The 22,667-nt window shown below is 66.9% G+C and carries 22 protein-coding genes; 9 read left to right on the top strand and 13 right to left on the bottom strand.

Going from position 1 to position 22,667, the window contains the following annotated elements; translation table 11 throughout:
- Positions 1-34 precede the first annotated feature (34 nt).
- From J7I84_RS02570 to J7I84_RS02590, 5 genes are all read left to right on the top strand, one after another.
- The gene (locus J7I84_RS02570) at positions 35-796 is read left to right on the top strand and encodes a CPBP family intramembrane glutamic endopeptidase (protein ID WP_214940228.1); all 762 of its coding nucleotides are present in this window, start codon (positions 35-37) and stop codon (positions 794-796) included.
- Between the two features lie 51 nt (positions 797-847).
- Positions 848-1,288, top strand: coding sequence for a VOC family protein (locus J7I84_RS02575; RefSeq protein ID WP_214940232.1), 441 nt, complete (start codon positions 848-850; stop codon positions 1,286-1,288).
- A gap of 22 nt (positions 1,289-1,310) precedes the next feature.
- A complete protein-coding gene (locus tag J7I84_RS02580) occupies positions 1,311-2,264 on the top strand; it encodes a 1,4-dihydroxy-2-naphthoyl-CoA synthase (protein WP_214940234.1) in 954 nt (317 codons plus the stop codon).
- Positions 2,265-2,276: 12 nt separating this feature from the next.
- The gene (locus tag J7I84_RS02585) at positions 2,277-3,500 is read left to right on the top strand and encodes an AMP-binding protein (RefSeq protein WP_214940237.1); all 1,224 of its coding nucleotides are present in this window, start codon (positions 2,277-2,279) and stop codon (positions 3,498-3,500) included.
- A 75-nt stretch (positions 3,501-3,575) separates the two neighbouring features.
- Positions 3,576-4,457: a 1,4-dihydroxy-2-naphthoate polyprenyltransferase gene (locus J7I84_RS02590; protein WP_214940239.1), complete on the top strand. Its 882-nt coding sequence runs from the start codon at positions 3,576-3,578 to the stop codon at positions 4,455-4,457.
- Here J7I84_RS02590 and J7I84_RS02595 read toward each other — a convergent pair.
- Positions 4,454-4,765 (bottom strand): DUF4229 domain-containing protein, encoded by a 312-nt coding sequence (locus tag J7I84_RS02595; RefSeq protein ID WP_214940241.1) that lies wholly within the window; start codon positions 4,763-4,765, stop codon positions 4,454-4,456. The genes J7I84_RS02590 and J7I84_RS02595 overlap by 4 nt on opposite strands.
- A 61-nt stretch (positions 4,766-4,826) precedes the next feature.
- On the opposite strand from J7I84_RS02595, the gene J7I84_RS02600 reads away from it, so the two are divergent.
- Together J7I84_RS02600 and J7I84_RS02605 are read left to right on the top strand one after the other, a co-directional pair.
- The gene (locus tag J7I84_RS02600; protein WP_214940243.1) at positions 4,827-5,216 is read left to right on the top strand and encodes a PLD nuclease N-terminal domain-containing protein; all 390 of its coding nucleotides are present in this window, start codon (positions 4,827-4,829) and stop codon (positions 5,214-5,216) included.
- 4 nt (positions 5,217-5,220) lie between these two features.
- Positions 5,221-5,790 (top strand): hypothetical protein, encoded by a 570-nt coding sequence (locus J7I84_RS02605; protein ID WP_251045952.1) that lies wholly within the window; start codon positions 5,221-5,223, stop codon positions 5,788-5,790.
- 7 nt (positions 5,791-5,797) lie between these two features.
- Here J7I84_RS02605 and J7I84_RS02610 read toward each other — a convergent pair whose 3' ends face one another.
- The 10 genes from J7I84_RS02610 to J7I84_RS02655 all read right to left on the bottom strand — a co-directional run bounded on the left by J7I84_RS02610 (position 5,798) and on the right by J7I84_RS02655 (position 19,833).
- On the bottom strand, positions 5,798-7,291 hold the full coding sequence (locus J7I84_RS02610; RefSeq protein ID WP_214940245.1) for a dynamin family protein: 1,494 nt from the start codon (positions 7,289-7,291) through the stop codon (positions 5,798-5,800).
- The gene (locus J7I84_RS02615; RefSeq protein ID WP_214940247.1) at positions 7,288-9,150 is read right to left on the bottom strand and encodes a dynamin family protein; all 1,863 of its coding nucleotides are present in this window, start codon (positions 9,148-9,150) and stop codon (positions 7,288-7,290) included. Before J7I84_RS02615 ends, J7I84_RS02610 begins: the two co-directional genes overlap by 4 nt.
- Positions 9,151-9,236: 86 nt before the next feature.
- A complete protein-coding gene (locus J7I84_RS02620) occupies positions 9,237-10,289 on the bottom strand; it encodes an IniB N-terminal domain-containing protein (RefSeq protein ID WP_214940251.1) in 1,053 nt (350 codons plus the stop codon).
- Positions 10,290-10,455: 166 nt separating this feature from the next.
- Positions 10,456-12,540: a LuxR C-terminal-related transcriptional regulator gene (locus J7I84_RS02625; RefSeq protein WP_214940254.1), complete on the bottom strand. Its 2,085-nt coding sequence runs from the start codon at positions 12,538-12,540 to the stop codon at positions 10,456-10,458.
- A 1-nt stretch (position 12,541) separates the two neighbouring features.
- Positions 12,542-14,758, bottom strand: coding sequence for an Hsp70 family protein (locus tag J7I84_RS02630; RefSeq protein WP_214940256.1), 2,217 nt, complete (start codon positions 14,756-14,758; stop codon positions 12,542-12,544).
- A 173-nt stretch (positions 14,759-14,931) separates the two neighbouring features.
- Positions 14,932-16,020, bottom strand: a complete 1,089-nt coding sequence (gene ccsB, locus J7I84_RS02635; protein ID WP_214940258.1) for a c-type cytochrome biogenesis protein CcsB — start codon at positions 16,018-16,020, stop codon at positions 14,932-14,934.
- Entirely contained in the window at positions 16,020-17,768 is a 1,749-nt protein-coding gene (locus J7I84_RS02640) for a cytochrome c biogenesis protein ResB (RefSeq protein WP_214940260.1), read from the bottom strand. The genes ccsB and J7I84_RS02640 overlap by 1 nt, the downstream gene beginning before the upstream one ends.
- Positions 17,768-18,523: a cytochrome c biogenesis CcdA family protein gene (locus tag J7I84_RS02645; protein ID WP_214940262.1), complete on the bottom strand. Its 756-nt coding sequence runs from the start codon at positions 18,521-18,523 to the stop codon at positions 17,768-17,770. The genes J7I84_RS02640 and J7I84_RS02645 overlap by 1 nt, the downstream gene beginning before the upstream one ends.
- Positions 18,524-18,538: 15 nt before the next feature.
- Positions 18,539-19,099: a TlpA disulfide reductase family protein gene (locus J7I84_RS02650; RefSeq protein WP_214940414.1), complete on the bottom strand. Its 561-nt coding sequence runs from the start codon at positions 19,097-19,099 to the stop codon at positions 18,539-18,541.
- A 53-nt stretch (positions 19,100-19,152) separates the two neighbouring features.
- Complete coding sequence (locus J7I84_RS02655) at positions 19,153-19,833, bottom strand: histidine phosphatase family protein (RefSeq protein ID WP_214940264.1); 681 nt, start codon at positions 19,831-19,833, stop codon at positions 19,153-19,155.
- 215 nt (positions 19,834-20,048) lie between these two features.
- On the opposite strand from J7I84_RS02655, the gene J7I84_RS02660 reads away from it, so the two are divergent.
- Positions 20,049-20,597 carry a YceI family protein gene (locus J7I84_RS02660; protein WP_214940266.1) on the top strand — a complete coding sequence of 183 codons (549 nt, stop codon included), beginning with the start codon at positions 20,049-20,051 and terminating at the stop codon, positions 20,595-20,597.
- A 208-nt stretch (positions 20,598-20,805) separates the two neighbouring features.
- Entirely contained in the window at positions 20,806-21,603 is a 798-nt protein-coding gene (locus J7I84_RS02665) for a hypothetical protein (protein WP_214940268.1), read from the top strand.
- A gap of 87 nt (positions 21,604-21,690) precedes the next feature.
- Here J7I84_RS02665 and J7I84_RS02670 read toward each other — a convergent pair whose 3' ends face one another.
- Both J7I84_RS02670 and J7I84_RS02675 read right to left on the bottom strand, forming a co-directional pair.
- The gene (locus tag J7I84_RS02670) at positions 21,691-22,395 is read right to left on the bottom strand and encodes a redox-sensing transcriptional repressor Rex (RefSeq protein ID WP_214940270.1); all 705 of its coding nucleotides are present in this window, start codon (positions 22,393-22,395) and stop codon (positions 21,691-21,693) included.
- A gap of 10 nt (positions 22,396-22,405) precedes the next feature.
- The gene (locus J7I84_RS02675) at positions 22,406-22,660 is read right to left on the bottom strand and encodes a glutaredoxin family protein (protein ID WP_214940273.1); all 255 of its coding nucleotides are present in this window, start codon (positions 22,658-22,660) and stop codon (positions 22,406-22,408) included.
- Positions 22,661-22,667: the final 7 nt, after the last annotated feature.

Genomic DNA, 22,667 nt, shown 5'->3' on the forward strand with positions numbered 1-22,667 from the left:
ACTACACGCCGGCGCCCGGCGATAGGCTGGTGGCATGGCCACAGCCCACCGCTTACCGCCCGCTCCACAGCCCCAGCTGTACCGTTTCTCCCGGATGGACCTGGCCACGTTGTGCCTCTACGTTGCCATTGCCGGCCTCTTCGCGGTGGCCGGTGATCTGCTGGCCCCGCTGCTTCGACAGGTAGCGCCTTCGCCGGCGGCAGCCTCCTACGCAGTGAACCTGCTGTTCTATGCCTCGGTGGGAATACTGGCGCTCCTGGCCGCCCGCAAAGTCGTAGTCCGGGACCTCAAAGTCCTGGCAACCCGGCCCTGGTTCACGCTGTTGATGGTGCCGGCAGCCGTGATCGCGATGATGATCCTCACCGCTGTTGTAGTTGCCGCGAACGGGCAGGTCGAAACCTCCGCGAACCAGGCCGGACTGCAGGCGCTGATGCAGCAGGTCCCTGCCTGGCTCATGGTTCCGCTGCTGGTGGTGGTGGGCCCGTTCGTAGAGGAATACATCTTCCGCCACCTGCTCATCGGCAAGATGTCCAGGCGCGTGAACATCTGGATCTGCTGCTCACTGTCCGTGGTGCTGTTCGCAGGACTGCACATCGTGGGCCAGGAAGCCATCACCCTCACCGCACTGCTCCCCTACCTGGCCATGGGCGCCACGCTGGTGTCCGTCTACATGTGGACGGGGAAGAACGTCATGTTCTCCTACTTCGTCCACGCCACCAAGAACCTGCTGGCCGTGATCCTGGTCTACGCCATCCCGCCGGAATTCTTCAACCAGATGCAGAACGTCCAGGCGTAAGCGCCCACTCAGGACCTTCCGCAAAACCCCGGCCGCCTTTACCGTGGACGGATGGGACTGAACATCCAGATAGTTGTCGATTCCGCCAGCCCCCATGAGCTGGCCGACTGGTGGGCCGAAACCCTGCAGTGGGCGGTGGAACCGCAGGACGCCGGCTTCATCCGTTCCATGATCGAACAGGGCTTCGCCGCGGAGAACCAGACCACGACGCACCGCGGCAACCTCGTGTGGAAGGACGGCGCCGCCATCCGGCCGCCGGAAGAAATCGAGTCCAAGGCCCCGGAACGGCGCATCCTGTTCCAGACCGCACCGGAGGGGAAGACGGTCAAGAACCGGGTGCACTGGGACGTCCGGCTGGACGGCCGGGACAAGGACGAGGTGCGGCGTGAGCTCGAGGCACGTGGGGCTTCTTTCCTTTGGTCCGCACGGCAGGGACCGCATTCCTGGCACACCATGGCGGACCCCGAGGGCAACGAGTTCTGCATCAGCTAAGCACGATTACTAGACTTGGACGGTGAGCAACCAGATCCCCGCCCCGGTGTCCGATGTCTTCGATCCCACGCGCTGGCGGGTGGTCTCCGGCTTCGAGGACTTCCAGGACATGACCTACCACCGCCAGGTGGAGCGGGATTCCGACGGCGGCTGGGTCCGCGACCTGCCCACGGTCCGCATCGCCTTCAACCGCCCCGAGGTCAGGAACGCGTTCCGGCCCGGGACCGTTGATGAGCTCTACCGCGCCATGGACCATGCCCGGATGACGCCGGACGTTGCCACGGTCCTGCTCACGGGCAACGGGCCCTCCTCCAAGGACGGCGGCCACTCCTTCTGCTCCGGCGGCGACCAACGGATCCGTGGCCGGGACGGCTACCGGTACGCGGACGGCGAGACGCAGGAAACCATCGACCCCGCCCGGGCCGGCAGGCTGCACATCCTGGAAGTCCAGCGGCTCATGCGCACCATGCCCAAGGTGGTCATCGCCGTCGTCAATGGCTGGGCAGCCGGGGGCGGGCACTCCCTGCACGTGGTGGCAGACCTCACCATTGCGTCCCGGCAGCACGGAAAGTTCAAACAAACGGACGCCACGGTGGGAAGTTTCGACGCCGGCTACGGCTCCGCGCTCCTGGCCCGGCAGGTGGGCCAAAAGACAGCCCGGGAGATTTTCTTCCTGGCCCGCGAATATTCCGCGGAAGACATGGTTCGCATGGGTGCGGTGAATGAGGCAGTGGACCACGGGCGCCTGGAGGAGGTGGCGCTGGAGTACGCCGCTGACATTGCCCGGCAGTCCCCGCAGGCCATCCGCATGCTGAAGTTCGCCTTCAACCTGGCCGACGACGGCCTGGCCGGCCAGCAGGTATTCGCCGGCGAAGCCACCCGGCTGGCGTACATGACGGACGAGGCGGTTGAGGGCAAGGAGGCCTTCCTGCAAAAACGCGACCCCGACTGGTCACGCTTCCCGCACTACTTCTAAGGCAGGACGGCAATGAACAGCGAAGACTCACCCAGCACCGCCCACGGTGGCCCGCTCAACATCGAACCGGCCCTGAAGGCCCTCGCGGCCGCCCTCCACGGCGAGGGCCCCGCCGTCGAACTGTCCGTTGGGCCGGACGGCGCCCTGGTGGTGGGCCACGTGGAGACCCCCGGCTGCGACGACGCCGTGGCCGTGGTCCGCACCTCCGGTTCCACCGGCACGCCCAAGGCAACCCTGCTGACCGTGGAGTGCCTCGCAGCGTCCTCGATGGCCACCGCGCTGCGGCTCAAGGGCGAGGGCCAATGGCTGCTGGCGCTGCCCGTGCAGTTCGTGGCCGGCATCCAGGTCCTGGTGCGGTCCCTCTTTGCCGGCACCCGGCCATGGGTCATGGACATGTCCGGCGGCTTCACCCCCGAGGCCTTCACGGCGGCCGCCCTGGAACTCACGGACAAGATCCGCTTCACCTCCCTGGTTCCCACCCAGTTGCAACGGCTCCTGGACGATCCCTCACCGGACACGCTCGCCGTGCTCCGCCGCTTCAACGCCATCCTGCTGGGCGGCGCCCCCGCTTCCCCGGACCTGCTGGCCGCCGCCCGCGACGCCGGGGTCCGCGTGGTCACCACGTACGGTTCCGCGGAGACCTCCGGCGGCTGCGTGTACGACGGCTACCCCCTGGAAGGCGTCTCGGTCCGGGCGGATACCGACGGCCGGATCCTGCTGGGCGGGGACACGGTGGCCGCAGGGTACATCGAGGCACCGGACGAAGAGACCGGAACATTCTTCGAGGAGGACGGGGTGCGCTGGTACCGCTCCAGCGACCTCGGCACGATTGACGACGACGGCCGGCTCACCGTACTGGGCCGGGCCGACGACGTGATCATCACCGGCGGTGTGAAGGTCTCAGCCGGCCACGTGCAGGAGCAGCTGGAAAAGTCCGACGCCGTCGCAGCGGCTTTCGTGGCAGGCGTCCCTTCCGCCGAATGGGGCCAGGCCGTGGCGGCCTACGTGGCGCTTGCACCCGAAGGTACCGCCGGCAAAGGCGCCGCCGGTGACGGCGGGCCAGGGCAGGAAGCCGGGGACACCGCCGTCGTACTTCAACAGCACTGGCAGCGGCAGCTGGGTGCCCTCGCGCCCAAAACGGTTCTCGCTGCACCGGCACTGCGGATGCTGCCGAACGGAAAACCGGACCGGCTCGCCATGACCGCGGAACTCAGCACCCTGCACGGGGGAAAGTAGAGTGGACCTGCACCACCGCGGCGGGTGTGCACGTCCCGTCCCGCCGTCTTACCGAAACAACACGAGGTACTAACCGTGGCAACAGCCGCCCAATGGATCCAAGGCGCCCGACTCCGGACGCTGCCGGCAGCGATCGCGCCCGTGCTGATCGGCACGGCCGCCGCCTACGAAATGGGCTCGTTCCTCCTGCCCAACGCCATCCTCGCCGCGCTCGTGGCGCTCCTGCTCCAGGTGGGCGTGAACTTCGCCAACGACTACTCGGACGGCATCCGCGGGACCGACGATGACCGGGTGGGTCCGCTGCGGCTGGTGGGCTCCGGTGCCGCCAAGCCGGAACACGTCAAGTGGGCGGCGTTCGGTACGTTCGCCCTGGCCATGGTCTTCGGCCTGGTCCTGGTATTCCTCACCCAGGCATGGTGGCTGATCCTGGTGGGCCTGGGCTGCGTTATGGCCGCGTGGGGCTACACGGGCGGCAAGAACCCCTATGGCTACATGGGCCTGGGCGACCTGTTCGTGTTCGTCTTCTTCGGCCTGGTGGCCACCCTGGGCACCACCTACACCCAGGCAGGGCACATCAGCCTGTCCGCGGTCATCGGCGCCATCGGCACCGGGCTCATCGCCACCGCGCTGCTCATGGCCAACAATGTCCGGGACATTCCCACCGACATGCAGGCCGGCAAGAAGACCCTGGCCGTGCGGCTTGGTGACAAGCACGCGCGCGAAAGCTACGTCCTGATGCTCGCCGTGGCCATCCTGCTGGTGGTGATCCTGGCTCCGGGCCGGCCGTGGATCCTGATCGTGCTGCTGCTCATTCCGGCCTGCCTGATGCCGGCCTGGCTGATGATCAACGGCCGCAAGCGCAAGAGCCTGATCCCGGTGCTGAAGCAGACCGGACTGATCAACCTGGGCTACAGCGTGCTGTTCTCACTGGGACTGATCCTCAGCCACGGGTTCTAGCCCTTATTGTTGCTGCCCTTGGCGTTGTTGATGGTGATGTCCGGGTTGGCGTCCAGCAGGGCGTCCTCGGCGTTGGCGTCCTGCACCTCACCGTGGGAGCGCAGCGGCTTGGCCTTCCCGGAGAAGCGGTACTGCAGGGCCGCGGAGGCGGCGTCGCGCTGCTTCTGGAAGAACAGGTAGCTGATGGCAAAGGCAATAAGCGCGGCGCAGATCACCGCCATCAGCGCCCCGACCTGCAGGAGCACGAACACGACAAACAGGGGCACGAAGATCGCCAGGCGGATCAGGGAATATTTCAAAAAGGCCACTATTCAAGTTTAGCCGTCCCGGCCAGCGGCCCCTGCGCCTCCTGACGATAGACTTGATGGCATGCTCTTCCGTGTGGCTTTGGCCGTCGCAGTCCTCGTCATCTTTGTGTATGGCCTGGTGGACGTGATCCGCACTGAGGGCCGCCAGACCCGGGGGATTTCAAAACCGGCGTGGATCATCGTGCAGGTTGTCCTGCCCGTCCTGGGTGCCATCCTGTGGCTGCTCATCGGCCGGCCGCGGGGCACCGCCCAGCCGCGGCCCAGCTACCCGCACCCCTCGGCTCCGGATGATGATCCGGACTTCCTCCGCAACCTTGAGGCGCGCCGCCGCAACCAGGCCGAGGCCGAGCGCCTCAGGAAACTTCGTGACGAGCTGGAGTCCAAGGCCAAGGATAACCGCGGGAAGCCCCAGCGCGGCACCGACGAACACGATACTGACGGACTGAAATAGGCGCATGACGTCCCGTTCCGGCGGAGAAGAGCGGCGCGTGTCCGCACCCCCACCGAGGCCCGGACTGTCCTACTCCGCGCCACCGCCCATCCCGCTCACGCCCCCGGTACCCCGGACCGTCCGCACCGCCCGCATGCTTTGGCTCTTCAGCTTCCTCGCCGGCCTTGCCGTCCTGCTGGGGTCCTTCGTGGCCCGCGACTCCAACCTGCAACGGCTGCGCGGCGTGGTGGCGGACATGGCGGCAGGCAACGACGCCGAATCGGTGGGAACGGCGGTCAGCATCGTCTTCTGGGGCAGCATCGGTGCACTGCTGCTGGTGACCCTGCTTGAGGCGGCTGTCCTGGCCGCGGTGCTTGGCCAAAGGAACTGGGCCCGCTGGGCCCTGGCCCTGCTGCTGGCCGCCCATCTGCCCGTCATGGTCCTGGCGTCCGCCTTCCTGGTCCCCGGCGGTGCCGCCGGCAGCTACGTGGTGATGTTGTGGGGCGCGGGACTTATCCTGGCCTTCGCCGGACTGGTACTGCTGTTCCTGCCGTCCTCCGCTGCCTGGCTGAAGCGCGGCCGCAGCCGGGGCTGAGCGCTTATTAGGCCGATTGCGGCTGCCGGGCCCTGCCGGTGCAGTCAGCCAGCACGCCCTCGCAGCTGCGGATGACCACCCGGCAGGCTTCCACTGCAGGCCGTGCGGCCAGCGGGCTTTCAGCGACTGACCGCCAGCGGGCCAGGGTCCGGCGGGCCTCGGACACCAGCACTTCCGGACCCGATCCGGGCGCCACGGCCAGCCGCTGCGATGCCGCGGTGCCGTGGCCGCCAATGATCCGTTCAGCTTCCGCAGCCAGCTCCGGGGCCAACTGAACCCCCGTGGTCCGCAGCGCCGCCAGCAGCCGGAGCTCACGGAATTCATGCGCGTTGGCCTGCAGCCGCTCCAGGGACACAGCCAAACGCTCTGTTGCCTGCCGCGGGCGGCTGGCCAGGAGGTCTTCCACGGCTGCGAGCGCCGTCCTGGCCTTCAGCGCCTCTGCCCTCGCCTGGAACTGCCGGTCCAGCAGCTCCAGCAGCGGATCGAGGCCGCTGCGCCTGGCAAGTTCGTGGGCCAGTGGGGTTGGTTCCCCGAATCCGTTGCGGACCAGGACAATGGCCAGCCGGATGCCAAAGAGCCCATAGCGCTCCAGCAGTGACGCCCGTGCCTCTTCTGTCAGCCCCTCCGGTTCCGTGGACCGGCGGAACCTGTCGGCCGAAAGCATCATCCGTTCGCGCGCGGCGCGGTCCAGGGTGGCCAGCAGCTGGAGGGCTTCGAAGTCCGGCTGGCGCAGGGTGCGGGCGCTTTGGGCGAGGAGCCCGGCCACCGGGACAACACCCAGTGCAAGCTTCCGGAGGTTGGGATCCAGGCTGTACCTTTCCGCGATGGTGCCGGCGGACAGGAGGGAGTCGATGCGCCCGGCTCCCACCTCATCGGCCCGGGACAACACCGCGATGGCGTTGACCGTGCCCGAGCGCCCGGCCTCGGTGTCGCGGAAAGCCTCCAGGAACCGGATGTCGGACGCGTGCAGGTGCCGCATCAGGTAGATCACGGCATCAGCTTCCGACGGCGAATCCTCCGGGGTCAGGAACCGAACGGACCGTGCGGACACGTCCTGGGAAAGAGAGGCGATGCCGGGTGTGTCGATCAGCGTCATCGCCTGCAGTGCGGGCGACGGCCATTCGACGTCGAGGCGTTCCACCTCATCCGCCCGCACGCCGTCCAGGGCGAAGACCAGGCGCCCGTCCACGCGCTTCAGCGGGAGGTTCCGAGGCTCGCCTTCTGTGGGGTGCAGGGTGATGCTGGGAGTGTGTCCATGCCGGTACCACGTGACAATGCGGGTGCATTCTCCGGTGTCGGTGGGCGCGATCTCCTCGCCGATGATGGCATTCAGGAGGGTGGATTTCCCTGCTTTCACCATGCCTGCGACGGCAATCCTCAGCGGCTCCGCCAACCGCCGGGCGTAGCCCTGCAGCGCCTGGACGGCTTGCGGGTCATCCGCATATACCTCCAGGGCTTCGCGGATCAACGCCGCGGCCCCGGCCGTGGTGGACGCCGTCATCCCACGCCTGCCGCGCTACGGGTCCCGGCCGCGGCAACCTCCACCGACACGGCTTCCGCGGCGCGATGCAGCGCGTCCACCTTTTTGAGCTCGGCCCTGATGTCCCGGATGCGGCCCTCCCGTTCCTGGGTATAGGAGTTGGCCGCCTTTTGGGCTGCTGCCACCGAATCCGACAGCGACCGGTGATATTCATCGGCGATCTCGGTGAAGTGGTCCCGGATGGTCCGCTGAACCAGGCGCAACCTGTCCTTCAACTGCTTTCCCACCTGGAACGTGACATCGTCCAGTTGGCGCCTGACCAATGCTTTCGCCTCGCCCTGGCGGCGCTTCAGCCGTGTCTCCTTGTCCTCCCGGTAGGCCTTCCGCCCCAGCAGCAGCCCGGCACCGACCGAAAGCGGATTGATCAGGGCCATCCCGAAAATGCCCGTCAGGAGGCCGAACATCAGGACACCCCCGTAGGATCCGCGCATGCCGATGAGGACTTTCTGGATCGGGTTCACACGGCCGGGATCCAGGTCCGGCATCTGGTCCACCGGGTCCAGGGCATCACCGGAATCGGACACGTGCAGGAGGGGCAGCGACACCTCGTCGGCGGCGAAGTGTTCGGCCACCTGTGCCGCCAGCCATTGCGACCGCTCGCTGGTCCAGACGAAGGTATCCGAAACCGCCGCGGCAACGCACTCCTCGAGCCACTGGGAGAATTGTGTCCAGACCGGTCCGGGATCGCCCTGGTCGATGGCGGTCTCGGCTTCCCGCTGGATCCGGCGGAGGCGGTCGCGGAGGTCATATTCCATGTCGGCTATGAGATCGTTAATGCCATCGCTGAGCGTCAGTTGCCAGCGCGCGGACCGCTTCCGCAACTCGTCCGCCTCCGTCTTGGCCTGTTCCAATGCCGTGAGCATCTGCGGGGTCCCATCGGGATTTTCCAACGCCTCAAGCTCGGACTGCAGGGACAGCCTCAGGTTTTCGGTGACGGAGAGCAGGTCCTGGCTGGCGGAGCGCCGCTGGATTCGCTGCGCCTTGCCCACGATGTCGTTGCGCAGGTGGGCCACCAGGGCCGGGAAACCCGACTCGGCGTTGAGCTCGGCGTCCTGGAGCCGTGAGGCCTCAAGGCGGAGGTCAGCGGACAGCGGAAACAGGGGGATGTCCGGTGCCACCTGGTCCAGGTGGACCCTGTCCAGCTCTTCAACGCGCCGCCAGTCCGGGTAGAGGTCCGTCTTGGAGAGGACCGCGGCAACACTGGGGGTGATCCGCATGGCCTGGCGCAGGAACCGCAGTTCCGGTTCCGTGTATTCCTGGGAGGCGTCCGAGACCAGCAGCATGGCGTCCGCCGTGGGAAGTGCGGTCAGGGTGGTCAGGGTGTGGGTGGAGCCCATGCCGCCCACGCCCGGCGAGTCGATGATGGTGAGCCCCCCGGTGAGGATGCGGCGGGGCAGGCAGACCTCAGCGGCCGTGAGGTTCAGGCTGTTTCCCGGGTTGCCCTGTTCGGAGACGAGTACCGGCAGCTCTGACAGCTCGACGGGCCGGCGCTCCATGCTGCCGTCCCCGCTCTCGCGAGTCCCGGCAAGATTTTCAGCTGCAGGGACCAGGACGGCCGCTGAGGCTGGTTCGCCGTAGCGGACAATCGTGGGCAACGAGGTGGCAATATCGTCATCCACCGGGCACACGGGAGCGTTCACCAGGGCATTGATCAGCTTGCTCTTCCCCTGCTTGAACTCCCCCACCACGATGACCCTGATGCTGGGATCCTGCAGCCGGACCAAGGCCTGGTCCAGCCGCCTGCGCAGGTCCGCGCGGTCGCCGCTGCCCAGCAACTGCAGGCCCTGCTCCACGAGTTTCACCAGCTGCCCGGCCGTCATGGGCCCCGGTTGCCTTGCCGGTCCTGCATCTGCCACAGCGTGTCCCCCTGCCCCAGCGCCAAGAATTGCCTCCCCGGAATAGCGTGTTACAGCATGGTGGAGTCGTCAACCACCGGATGGTCGATGGTGGTGTGGTTGTCCAGGTCCGCATCCGCGTGGGTGGAGTTGTCCTCCGTGAAATCCAGCTGGCTGTCCGCAACCACCAGGTTGTCCTCGGCGATGCTGCTGGCCGAGGTGTCCTGGAACGAGTCCTCCACGTGGACCTCGGCTGCGGTATGGGTGGAGCTGTCCGGGTTGAAGGAGTGGTCCGCCGCTATGGAGTTGTCGGTGGAGTTGTCGGAATTGTCGTTGAACGAGTCCCGGACGTCGAGGTCCACTTCGGTGCTGAGGGAGTGGTCCGAATAATCCGTGTGGTGGGAATTGTCCGGGCTGTCGTTGAAGGAATCGTCCACGTCCAGGCCGAGGTCGGTGTTGAAGGAGTCGGAGATGTCCGTCTGCTCATTGGCCATGCTGACGTCGCCGCCTGCATGGATGGAGTTGTCCGTGGAACTGTCGGTCGAATGGTCAGTGTTGTAGGAGTCCCTGATGTTGTCCGAGTCCCGGACGCCGGCGTCGTCACCGGCTGCCACGGCCCGGTCGCCGGAGGCCACCACGGCATGATTGTCGAACCACTGTTCCACGTCCCCATGCGCCCAGATGTTTTGGTTGACGGACTGGTCAGTGATGGTGTCCCGGTCGTCCAGCATGGTGGTGTTGGTCGTGTAGGAGAAGTGCTTCACCACGTGGTGGAGCTGTTGTACCGCGTGGGCGTGGTCGTCATGGTCGTAGTTAGCGCCGCCCTGCCCTGCGGCATGGATGGCTGAGGTGCCTCCGATATAGGCCGCCGGCGCGCTTTGTTGCCCGGCCCAGGCACTGTTGCCGCCCGTGTGGTGCTCCCGGGCGAAGGAGGAGGCATTGACTGTAATGGGAGCGTAATCGAGGACAACTGGCATAGCGGCGTCAACGTCGGCGGAGCACACGTTAGCCAGGCCGTGTGCCTCAAGTGCCCTCTCCGGGTCATCCAGGAACTCCTGCATCGCCTCCCGGCTGCCAAAGAGCTGCATCAGGAACTGAACAAGGTCATTTGCGAGTGTTGGCATATGCTTCGTCCTCACATCTCTTCTTTAAGTTGTGGATCATCCTGTCAACGTGTCCCGTTGCTTCAAACCTAGATTCGCTGCCGGGGACAGGGCATCGGGCGCTTTCCCCCTACCCGCGGGTGCCGGTCCGGGGCAGCGATGCCTCCGTGCCTAGGGGTATTAGGGGTCATTCCTGTTGCCGATTCAGTTGCTGGGAATGTTCCACGCCGAGCGCCAGCCGCAAACGTGCCAACAGGTCGGAACGGTTTTCCGCTCCCAGCCGGCGCCGGATCCTTGCGATGTGGTGCTCTGCGGTGCGGGGCGAAATGTAGATGGCCTCGCCGATCTCCCGGTAGGTCTTACCCTCAAGCACCAGCCTGGCCACTTCTTTTTCGCGTTCGCTCAATCCGGAGCCGTCCGATTGGGCGCCTTTGCCACCGATGTCGGCACCGCTTCCGGCCTGCACCTCCGCTGCTCCGGATGCTCCCCCGGGACTGCCTTGCGGATGAAGGTCCCGCGCGCAGGAGAGCAGGCGCATCATGTCCCGACGCTCGTCGGCGCGGGCGGCAGCGTGCCCGGCGAGCCGTGCCCCTTCCCAGGGCATTCCCACCGCGCCCAGCAGCCTGGCCGCATTCTCCACCTCGGCGGTCCGGAAGCGGCCTGCCAGCACCGACACCCAGGCTTTGCCCGCCGTGGCGAGGACTGCGGCAAGCTGGCTGTGGGCAGAGGCCCGGGCCAGTGCGGTTGCGTGCGGGGCAAGATCGGCGGGGCTTTCGTTCAGCAGCGCAGCCTGGACGGCGGACCAGTGCAGGGGAACAGCCCACAGCGCAGGACCGCCCAGGCGGCCCAGCAGCTTCCAGGCGTCCTCCAGGTACTGTGCCACACGGCGCGTCTCCCGCAGCCGGGCCGCGGCGATCAGCAGTTCCCCCCACGGCAACAGGTTGTAGAGGTCCACCGATGTGTGGAGCATGGCCTCTCGTGCCCGTTCCCATGCCCTGAGCAGCTCCGGCACGTCGCCGTTCCGGCGGGCAAGCCCCACCTCGAGGGCCGCGCACATGAACTCGTCGCGCGGGACCAGAGGCCAGTGGTTTGCTTTGGCCGCTTCCGTGGCCGCCAGGCGGGCGTCCTCGAGCTTGTCCTGCATCATTGCCGACCAGGCCTGGAGCAGCAGGAGCCGTGGTTGTGCAGCGTCACCGCCCTGCCCGGCTGCGGCTGCCGCCCTGCAGACGGTTTCCGCCAAATGCGGCTCACCGCTGTGCAGGGCCAGCAGGGCTGCCAGTGCGGCCGGCGTTTCCGGCAGGGGAAGGGCCGTGCCCGCCGAGTTCAGCATGTCCGATGCATGGATCAGGATGGAGATACCCTGTTGCGGTTTGTCTCCGAGGGACGCGAGGATTCCCTGGCCGGTCTGCACCAGGGCAGCCGCGAGCAGCGTTGGGGAGGCCGCCGGGGCATCGGGCTGGAAGAAGGCCTCCGCCGCCGCCCGGTCACCGGCACCGATCATGGCGACGGCGGCCAGCGGCGCAGAGGAGCCCACCCGCCCCGGACCAAGCCAGCTGTAGACGTCAGCTCCCCGGCCCAGCATTCCCCGCTGGGCCCAGACGGAGGCAGCGACATCGGCTCCGCGGCGCACGTCCGGCGGGTCCGGGCTGACCAGGAGTGCGTCGATGATGCGGGCCGCGGTATCGAGTTCCCCGTCACCGGCCGCGGCTTGGGCGCGCCTGGCTGCCGTGGCCAGCGGGTCAGCGCCGGCCAGGAGTGCTTCCTCGTAGAGTTGCGACGCAAGCCGGGGGTCATTTTCGAGCACGGCGTTCGCCGCTTGCTCCAGTTCCGCGGCCACCCGGGGATCAGCAAGGCCACCCCTCGCCAGCTCCCGGGCGAGGTTGCCCAGCGGTTGGCCTGCGGACGCGAAGACGGTCACGAGCTCACGCTGGAGCGCGTGCACCTTGGCCGTTGGCGTGGCGGCCAGCAGCGCGTGCTGGGCGGTTCCCACCACCGTTCCGTCCGGCCTCAGCAATCCCGCGGCCTCCGCGCGGTCCACCAGGGAATCAAGGTCCTCCACCGTTCCACTGATGAACTTGTGCTGGAGGTCGGCCGGAAGCGGTCCCGGCAGGGCGAAGCCCACCGAGAGCGCCAGCAGCAGCTCCCGGACGGCAGCGTTCGCACCCTTCAGCTGCTTGGCCATCAGCTCCGCGGCATGGGGCGGATGCCCCTGGTGGTCCGGTGCGGTGTGGAGGGGTACGGGTCGCTCCGCCCGCTGAAGGTGCCCGTCCATGTCAGGCCCCCGGAGATGTGGTCGGAGCCGTTGCGACGGCAGTTTCGGTGGGAGCGTCGGTGGGATCCTCCGGTGTGGGCGAGGGTGCGACGGCCGGGGTAGGCGTTAAGTCTGCCGTCGGGGAAACGGTCGGATCACCCGTTGGCGCCGGAGCAGCCATTGTGGTGGGCAGTATTGTGGGGGTCGCTCCCCCTGTGGCGGGAGAAGACGTGCCGGCGCCTGTGGGATCTGTACCGGAATTAAGCGTCGGCTGGGGATCAGTGCCCGGCGAGGAAGTCCCAGTTGGCGTGGCTGGTGCCGACGTGGGTGGCGGCGCGGTGGTTCCCGGCGACGTGGGTGGCGGCGAGGTGGTTCCCGGCGTCGCGGCCGGTGGCGGAGCGGTGCTCGGGGATGCGGTTGCGGTGGGCGCAGGGTCCGTCGGGACGGATTGCGGAGTGCCTGGCGGCGCCGCGGGGCCTACAGTGGCTGAATCCGGAACAATGCCGGTCCCGGCTGTCCCCGCGCCGGATCCCGAGGGGGGAATCGCGGCAGCGGCTCCACCGGCAGGCGCCGGTCCACCCGCGGTGGCTCCTCCGGCAGCGTCCGCCGCCTGGCCGCCCTGAATCTTCCTGCTGGTGGGTGAGGCGGACACATCGAGCCCGGGCTCCTGCCCGATCGGCTTCCTCACGCTGGCTTCAATCCGCGCGAGCGGCTGGGGCGCCCCAATGGCTGCCGCTCCCCCTCCGTCAGGAGATTCCGTGGCGCCGGTGCCCGGAGACTCACCGGTACTGGCGCCGGCCTGCGGCACGAACATCGCGGTGAGGCTTCCAAAGCCGTCCGGACTTTGCGCGGCAGTGGCCGTGAGGACCGTGAGGAGAGCTGCAGCAGCGGCAACAGCCGTGACCCGGACGGTGGGTTTCGGGGCATGCGCGCCCCTTTCCCCACGATTGGCACCGCGGGCGGCACCTGACCCCGCACCGGCACCCGCCGCCGTCGCATATTTACGCGACCAGCTGGGCAGGCCCGGGGCGATGGGAGCGGGCGGCAATGCGGAGGCCACGACGGCGGGCGGCGGTGCTCCGGCGGCCGCTTCAGTTTCTGCCGCTTCAGTCCTGGCTTCTGTTTCGGCGTTTTCGGCCTCTGCCAGGGCCGCGGCGGCGTGGGCAAGACGGGCCGCCACGGCCGCCCCGAGGCAGATGGAGGACTTGGGGTCTGCGTCCACTGCAATGGGCCGGTCCAGCTCTTCGGACACCACTTGTGCCACCAGGGGAATCCGGGACGAGCCTCCGATCAACAACACCGTGGACAGGTCTGCGGGCGCCAGGTGGAGTTGGGCCAGGGAGTGCTGCAGCGCGTCCACCGTCTCCCGCACGGGTTCTTCGATCAGGGCCTCGAACTCGGAACGGACCAGGCGGACCTGCTGCTGGACTCCGGGCAGGAGCACCGGAATGCTTGCCTCGCTGTCCGCGGACAGTGCTTCCTTGGCTTCCACGCATTCACGCCGGAGGCGGGTCAGGGCCCCACGGACCACGGGATCGGTGGGGTCCAGGTCCGTCAGGGCATTCCCGGTGTGCCCGGCAACGTAGCCGAACACCGCGGCGTCAAAGTCGGCGCCGCCGAGGTCTTCGATGCCCTCCGGACGGCCCAGCAGGTCGAAGCGGCTGCTGCCGGCCTTCCTCAGCACGGCGGTGTCGAAGGTTCCGCCGCCGAGGTCGTATACGGCGATGGTGCTGCCCTCCTCCACCCGCACCTGCGATGCGTAGTGCAGCGCTGCGGCTTCGGGTTCGGGGAGGAGTGTGACGTTCTCCAGGCCGTGGGCAGAGAGGGCGTCGCGGACTACGGACAAGCGGTGGTTGCCCCAGGCGGCGGGGTGGGTCAGGAAGACGGCCGACGCCGGGCCCCCTTCACGTTCGGCGGCCCGGTCCGCCACCCAGCGGGCCATAATGGCGAACACGTCCTCCGGCTGCAGCGCCAGGGTGCCCAGGATAATGGGTACGTCGTCGCCGACCCGGCGCTTGAATTCCCGCACCACGCGTTCCGGCGAGTCCAGTCCGCGGCGTTCGGCGGCCTCGCCCACCAGGACTGTGCCGACCTCAGGGAAGTACACCACGGAGGGAACCGATGCTCCACGCGCGCCCAGGGGCAGGCACTCGGGCACAGCGGATGCACCCTGGTGAAAACGAACAACTGCTGCTGCCGTGAAACTGGTTCCGACGTCTACGGCGAGAGCGTAGCTCATGGTTACCTCGGAAGGCTGGCGGTCCACATGCAAGCTTCATCACAGTGAACCTCACCAACGTAGCATTACCGGAGGACCCTGGGACAGCCCTGTTGCTACATCGAATGGTTAATTGGCGGCCCATTGCCACACAGCGGTTGGATTATTGGTCCAACTTCCAGTACGGGCCCTGCTTAGAGGCCGGAGTAGGAGTGGAGCCCATTGAAGAACTGGTTCACGATGGTGAAGTTGAAGATCACGCAAAGGTAGCCCACGATCGACAGCCATGCCGCCCGGGTTCCGGTCCAGCCGCGGGTGGCACGCGCGTGCAGGTATCCGGCGTAGACAACCCAGATAACGAACGTCCACACCTCTTTGGTGTCCCAGCCCCAGAACCGGCCCCAGGCCTTTTCCGCCCAGATGGCACCGAACATGAGGGTGAAGGTCCAGCCGATGAAGGCGATGGCGTTGATCCGGTAGGACAGGTTCTCCAGGCTAAGCGCGGACGGCACCAGGCGCATGAAGCCGAGCTTGTCGGCGCCGCCGGCAGCGACGGTCTTCTGCCGGTGTGACTGCACCAGCTGCAGGGCGGACATCGCGAACGTCAGGGTGAACAGGGCCGAGGAAAGCACGGCAATGGAGACGTGGATGACCAGCCAGTAGCTCTGCAGGGCGGGAACCAGGTGGCCAACGGGAGTCCAGAACGCCACCGAGGCAGCCACCAGCATGATGATCACCAGGCCCACCACGAAGGTTCCCAGGAAGCGGAGGTCGCGGCGGATCAGCGAGAGCAGGAACACGGCCGCCACCAGGAACGCGCCCGTGGTGAGGAATTCGTACATGTTGCCCCACGGCACCCGGCCGGCACCCAAAGCCCTGGTGACAACCCCTGCGCCGTGAATGAGGACGGCAAGGGTGGTCAGGGCCACGGCGACCCGCGCCGGGACCCGGCGCTCCGTGGCGTACTTCATGTCGCCGTCGGCCGTCATGACACCGCCGGTTCCGGCCCCGCCGGCCCTGCCAGCGGACGACGACGGGCGTTCAGCGCGGTCAGCGGGCCCGTCCAGGCGGGCCCCGGCCGAGCCAGCGGCAACACCGGCGGCCACGGGAACCTTAGTGGCTGCTCCGGCCTGCGCGGCTTTGAGGTCCACCGCGCGCAGGGCCTTGCTGCTCTTGGCCAGGTCCCAGGCGAAGGCTATGAAGGCTACGGTGTAGGTCCCCGCCGCCAGCAGCATGAAGAGTTCGCTGTACTGGCCCATGGTTTCGTTGATTCCAAATGGCATTACTGGTCCTTTTCGGGCCCGGTGGGGCCTGCTGGGGTGGTGAGGGAGCCTTCGGCATTGTCGACGGAGCCTGCGACATTATCGCTTGTCCGGCTGGGAGTTCGCTGGGATCCGGCAGTGTCTTCAGGCAGCTGCCACTCTGTGGTGAACAGTTTCCGAAGCGCCGCCGCCTCGCCGGCCAGGCGGTGGTCCTCGCCGCGGGCCAGGAGCCCGTATTCCACCATGGTGCGGCCGGCGGAGGCGGTGCCGGTCCGTACCCAGACGCGCCGGCGGTTGACGTAGAGCGAGAGGATCAGGCCCGCCACGGCAAGCAGGGCGAAGACCAGGGCGTACGCCTGTCCGGGGTTGTGGTGGATGTCCACGCCGATGTACCGCTTCACGCCGTCAAAGCTGATAGTGCCCTTGCCGTCCGGCAGGGTATAGGTGGAGCCGGGGGCAAGCGTGATGCCGCCTGCCGCCAGGTTCCTTGCATTGAGCGGCGTTAGGTTTTTCACGTCGAGTTCGAAGACGTTCTGCGGGGCCCCGGTGTTCAGGCCCAGGTCTCCATAGTAGGAGTTCAGGGTGAGCTGCGGGTTGAAGAGTTCCGGGTCGGCGCTGAACGAAACGTTTTTGTCATTGACGAAGGCCGTCGGGAGGAAGAAGCCAACGAAGCCCAACTGGTCCGGCTTGGCGTCGGGGACCTTGATCACCACCGAGGAGTAGTAGTTCTGGCCCTGCAGTTTGGCCACCACCGGACCCTGCATGGCCACGTTGCCGGCCCCGTCCCGGATGGTCACCACCGGCGCGTAGCCGTTGCCGGTCAGGTAGATGCTGGTGCCGCCCAGGCTCACGGGGTCGTTGACCTTCAGCAGTTCCTGTTTGGGCGGGGCGTCCGGGTTTTCCTTGGTGGTCACGGTGGCGGCGAAATCGATGGGCTGGCCGAACTTGCCCCTGGATTCGCGGTCGAAGGTGATGTTGAACTTGTTCAGCTGGAGCGAGTACGGCTGGAGCTGGCTGGACTGGAAGTTGGTGCCCGGGTTGAACTGGTCGTAGCCCACCAGGGTGTTCACGAACGTGTCGCCTTCCACCAGGATGCGCTGGCCGCTGTACCCGAACAGGCCGCCGGCGGCCACGGATACCAGCACGCCGATCAGCGAGGTGTGGAAGACCAGGTTGCCAACTTCCTTCATGAAGCCGCGTTCGGCACCGAGGGACGGAAGGGCGCCGTCGGCATCCCGGACCTCAACCCGGTAGCCGCGCTTGCGCAACAGCCCTGCCGCACCATTGATGGCGTCCGACGCCGGGACGGCTGCACCGGCGGGGATCACCAGGGTGCCGTATTCCGGCAGCCGGGACAGGCGCTGCGGGGTCCGCGGGGGCTGGGAGCGCATGGCCTTGTAGTGGGCAATGGCCCGCGGCACCACGCAGCCGATCAGCGAGATGAACAGCAGGAGGTAGATCGCGGAGAACCACGCCGAGGAGTAGACGTCGTAGAGCTGCAGCGAATCCAGCAGCTTGCCGTAGTCGGGGTGGTCCTTGATGTACTGGGTCACCACGGCCGGGTTTGCGGGCCGTTGCGGGAACAGCGATCCGGGGACAGCGGCGACGGCGAGGAGCAGCAACAGGAACAGCGCGGTGCGCATGCTGGTCAGCTGGGTCCAGGCCCACCGCAGCATGCCTTTGGGCCCCAGGGCCGGGAGGGCAGCCTGGGCTTTCGCCTCTGCAACAGGGACGGATTGCTTCTTCTTTACGTTCACACGCTCGCTCATCAGATCGGCAACTTCACGTCGGTTTGGAACCAGTACTGCAGCCCGGTCACCCAGGCACCCCACACGCCGGTGGCCATCAGCAGCCCCAGCACCACCAGGATGCCGCCGCCGGTCCGCTGGATGGCCAGGCGGTGCTTGCGGAAGAACGCCATGACGCCCATCCCCCGGCGCAGGGCCAGCGCGATCAGCAGGAACGGGATGCCCAGTCCCAGGCTGTACACAAAGGCCAGGAAGGCACCCTTGGCGGCGGAGGATCCGCCGGAGAGGCTCAGCAGCTGCACGGCAGAGTAGGTGGGGCCGATGCACGGCGCCCAGCCCAGGCCGAAGGTCAGCCCCAGCAGCGGCGCGCCCCAGAGCCCGGCGGGGGGCTTGGCATGGATCTTCGCGTCGCGCTGCAGCCAGCTGAAGCCACCCATGAAAACGATGCCCATAATGACGACCAGGCCCCCCAGGAGCTGGGTGATCCAGGCATTCTGGCTGCCCGTGATCAGCGTGCCCAACTGGCCGAACGCGCCGCCCAGCAGGACGAAGATCACGGAGAAGCCCAGGACGAACAACCCGATGCCTGCCAGCATCCGGCCGCGTTTCTGCTTCTGCAGGTCCACGCCGCTCAGGCCGGTCACATAGCCAAGGTAGCCGGGAACCAGGGGAAGGACGCAGGGGGAAAGGAAGGACACCAGTCCGGCCAGCAGGGCCACCGGAATGGCCAGCAGGATGGAGCCGCTGAGGATGGCTTCGGCGAAGGGGCTGTTCACGGTCCCGGGCCGTCCCTATTCCGCCACGGTGGCGGTGATGAGGGCCTTCAGGGTGCCCTTCTCGATTTCGCCAAGGACGCGGGAGGCCACGCGCCCCTGCTTGTCCAGTACCAGGGTGGTGGGCACGGCGCCCGGCGGCACCAGGCCTGACACGGACAGCAGGACGGCGCCGTCCTTATCGTCAAAGCTGGGGTAGGTCAGGTTGAAGGTCTTCTCGAAAGCCTCAGCCGTTGGCTTCTCATCGCGGAGGTTGACGCCGAAGAACTGGACGCCCTGGTCCTTGAACTCCTGGTGCAGTTCTTCCAGGAGCGGTGCCTCCACGCGGCACGGTGCGCAGCCGGCGAACCAGAAGTTCAGGACGCTCACCTTGCCCTGGAAGTCGGCAGGGGTTACGGCGGCGCCGCTGAAGAGCGCACCCTTGATCTGCACGGCTTCCTTGCGGTCCGCTGCGGCAAACTCGGTCACGGAGCCGTCGCCGGCAACATAGTTCTTGTTGTCGCCCGCCTTGGCCTGCTTGGCCAGCGCGTCCTCCTGGGCGCAGCCGGAGAGGCCCAGGGTCAGCGCGGTCAAGGCCATGCCGCCGGCTGCGAGCAGGCTGCGGCGTGAGGGAAGGTTGTTGTTGCTCACTGCTAGGCTCCAGGGGTGCTGGCGGCACCGGGAAGAAGGGATGCCGCAGGCTCGCTGTACTCGACCCGCACAAGCGAGCCGTCGTCGTCGAACACCAGGGACGTGACGGATGTCAGGGTGCACTCGCGCTTGCGCGGGTCGTGCCACAGGGGCCTGCCTTCGGCGCTCAGCCGTGCCGCCCAGATGGGCAACTGGTGGCTGACCAGGATGGCCTCGGGGCCCGCGGCGCCAAAGTCGCCGGCAGCAAGTTCGATGGCCCGAAGCCGCGCATCCTGCACGGCAGCGGCTACCCTTGCGGCCTGCTGCTTGTACGGTTCGCCCCATGACGGGCGCAGGGGGTTGACCAGGCGCGGCCAGTGCTTTGGCCGCCGAAGTTCGGCTTTGGTGACCTTCATGCCCTCGAAGTAGTTCTCCGCTTCGATAATGCGCCCCTCGGTGTGGATCTCCAGGTGCAGCACTTCCGACGTCGGCCGTGCGGTTTCCTGCGCACGGTCCAGCGGCGAGGCGGCCAGGTAGGTGATCCGGGCGCCGCGCTCCGCGCGCTGCCGGAAGTGTTCGGCAAGCGTCCGGGCCATCTCCTGCCCCAGTTCGGAGAGGTGGAATTCGGGGAGCCGTCCATAGAGAACGCCGTCGGGATTGTGGACCTCGCCGTGGCGGAGCAGATGGACAGTGGCTTGGGGCATGTTTACCAGTTTCTCAAAGATGGCGTGCGATCCGAAATCTCCCGCAGGTGCTTTCTACAAACAGTAGAACTCAAGTTTCTGAAGAAATGTTCCGAAACCGGGAACAAAAGATGCAAACGCATGTTTATACTGGATGCAGCAAGTTAGTTGAGGCTTCAACCGATGAAGATTCAACCGCAGGACCACAGCAGACATTCACAACAAGGAGCAACATCATGGCACTTCCCGCAGACGTCACCACCGGCACCTGGACCCTGGACAACTCCCACAGCGAGATCGGCTTCACCGTACGGCACGCCGGCATCAGCAAGGTTCGCGGGCAGTTCACCGAAGCCGCCGCAACCCTTGACCTCGCCGAGGATGTGGCTGCCTCCAAGATCAACGCCACCATCAAGACCGCCAGCTTTGACTCCGGCGACGCCAACCGCGATGGCCACGTCAAGGGCGGCGACTTCTTCGACGTGGAGAAGTTCCCCGAGATCTCCTTCGTCTCCAACGGCCTCGTGGCCAAGGGCAACAGCTACGAGCTCACCGGCGATCTGACCATCAAGGGCGTCACCCGCCCCGTCACCCTGGAAACCGAGTTCAACGGCGTGGCCGTGGATCCGTTCGGCAACACCCGCGCCGGCGTTTCCGCAGAGACCACCATCAGCCGCAAGGACTTCGGCCTGACCTGGAACGCCGTCCTGGAAACCGGCGGTGTGCTGGTCAGCGACAAGGTTGCCATCAACCTGGAACTCGCCTTCATCGCCCCCGCCGCATAATTACCCTTGCGCAACAGCACCCCGGCACCAAGCCATCGCGGCCTGGTGCCGGGGTGCCCTGCTTAATGGCAATCCACCTGCGGATACCGGTCGAATCACCCATAACGCCGCGCGCCGGGAGTACGGTGGACTTAAGCCATGCTGGGGGGAAGGCTGAGGACCGATTCCCGGCAGCCTACCTGGATCCCGACCTGCAGAAGGAACGCCCATGAGTAATCCTCCCGTCCCGCCTCCCGCGCCCCAAGACCCCGGGTCCGGCAATGACAAGCCGGGCAGCCAGCAGCCCCGCTACGGCCAGAACGCACCGCAGTATGGCCAGAACGCGCCACAGTACGGGCAGAACCAGCCCCAGTACGGCTCCCAGCCGCCGGCAGCGCCGCAGTACGGCCAGAACGCACCGCAGTACGGTTCCCAGTATGGGCAGAATGCACCGCAGGCCCCGGGCTACGGCCAGAATGCACCGCAATACGGCCAGTCGCCGTATGGCCAGTCCCCCTACGGCCAGTACCCCTCGGAACAGCCGCAGCCCGCTGGAAGCAACGGCGTCCCGCAGCTGGTGAACATCTCGTTCTGGCTGTTGATTGCGTCCGCCGTGATCTTTGTTATCTCCATGCTCACCGGACTCACCCAGCTGGATGATCCCCAGTTCCGGCAGGCCTTTGAACAGCAGGTCCAGGCCAGTGGGGCGGGCGTCACCTACGACGACATCAAGAGCGTCATCGCCGGAACGCTGGTGGTCTTCGCCATCATCGGCGCCGCCCTTTACCTGCTGGTGGCCTTCTTCATCCGCAAGGGCAAGAACTGGGCACGCATCCTGGGAACGGTGTTTGCAGCACTGTCCATATTCGGCCTCTTCGGGGTCCCCAGCTTCGCAACGCTCGGAACAGTGCTGGGAATCGCCGCCATCGTCCTGCTCTACCTGCCGGCCGCTGCCCCGTACTTCCGGAAGCAGCAGCCGTTCGCCAACCCGTATTCCGGCGGCTTCGGCAATCCGTACGGGCGGTAAACCCCCAACCGCATAACGCAGCGGCGGCCCGGGATGTCCAGCATCCCGGGCCGCCGCTGTTTAACCTGCAATCACGTTGACCTGCAATCAGGCCGTCTGCCCCGGCGCCTGCGCCCGCTGGGCGTGGTAGGCCAGGATCTGCAGTTCGGTGGCCATGTCCACCTTGCGGAGATTGACTCCTTCGGGAACCTGCAGCATCACGGGCGCGAAGCTGAGCACGCTGCGCACCCCTGCCGCCACCACACGGTCGCAGACGCCCTGGGCCACCGCGGCCGGTAGCGCCAGCACCACCATGTTGGCCCCGGTACGGTGCAGGACTGTTTCAAGGTCTGCCACGTCGCTCACCCGCAGCCATCCCACCTCGCTGCCCACCACCATCTGGTCGGCGTCGAAGATGGCCACCACGTCGAACCCGCGGGACTCGAAGCCGCCGTAGCGTGCCAAGGCCTTGCCCAGATTGCCGGCGCCCACGATGGCCACTTTCCAGTCATGCGTCAGTCCCAGGGCTGCGGCGATATGGCGGCTGAGGTACTGCACCTCGTAGCCCACTCCCCTGGTTCCATAAGACCCCACATGGGACAGGTCCTTGCGCAGCGTCGCGGAACTGACACCGGAGGCTTCCGCGAGGGACTCGGAGGAGACGCGCTCCACGCCCTCTGCCAACAGGGTGTTCAAGGCCCGAAGGTAGAGCGTCAACCGGGCCACGGCTGCAGGGGGAATCTGCTTTGCCGGCGTGCCCGCGGCAGCCGGCAGGTCCGGGACAGGCTGGGGCGTTGGATCCAAGGACGTCACTCGCATCCCCCTAATGGGCCATGGCGCGCTGCAGGACGCGTTCCAGCCGGGCTTCGTCGATCTTCCAGAAGTCGCGCTGCACCCCGTCCACCAAAACCACTGGGATTTCCTCGGCGTACCGCTCCCGCAGTTCGGGCTGGTTGTCCACCAGTTCTTCGCTCCAGGTAAGGCCCAGCGAGGCAGTGACCCGGCCGACGGCGTCGCGCGCCTCTTCACAAAGGTGGCAGTCAGCTTTGGTGACCAGGACGACGCGGGGGGTAGCCATGCCTTAA

Source organism: Arthrobacter sp. ISL-85 (assembly GCF_018613675.1).
In the GTDB taxonomy this organism is placed as follows: Bacteria; Actinomycetota; Actinomycetes; order Actinomycetales; family Micrococcaceae; genus Arthrobacter.